The following is a 480-nucleotide window of genomic DNA, read 5'->3' as shown; positions in this document are numbered from 1 at the left end:
AGCTTGGCCTTGAAATCGAAGTGCTTGGTAAGAAGCAGATGGAAGAGAAAAAAATGGGAGCATTGCTTGGGGTAGCACAGGGAAGTAGTAAAGAGCCAAAATTAGTAGTGATCGATCACACTTCATTAATATAGTAAACTTAGGTGGATATTAAGAATTGTTGGGTTCTGTTTGTATTGGTTTTGATATAATTATAGTATTATTATCCACCTACACATCTTAATATTATAACTTTTGTTATCATTTACTTATCGGTTTCCTATTTAATTACGTACTTATATTGTAAGATTTTCTTTCTATGAATAAGTCTTTGGTAATTATTGTCTGTCACCGATGATATTTAACCGGTCAGGAGATGACTGAAAAACAGCAAAGCTGACGTCATCGCCTTTTCGGTGACAACATTGTTTTTGTTTTTAGTTTGTGTGTAAGCAAGTGTACTCAGAAATTGTTGGCTACCTACTGAATAAATGTCCTCCT

At 34.2% G+C, this 480-nt stretch carries 1 pseudogene; it reads left to right on the top strand.

Annotation, left to right across the window (positions count from 1 at the left end):
- Positions 1 to 113: pseudogene (locus ACJ5GX_RS03800) on the top strand (hypothetical protein); the annotation flags it as partial.
- Positions 114 to 480: the final 367 nt, after the last annotated feature.

The organism is Wolbachia endosymbiont of Tuta absoluta (assembly GCF_059414725.1).
This window is presented reverse-complemented; position numbering and strand designations above follow the sequence as displayed.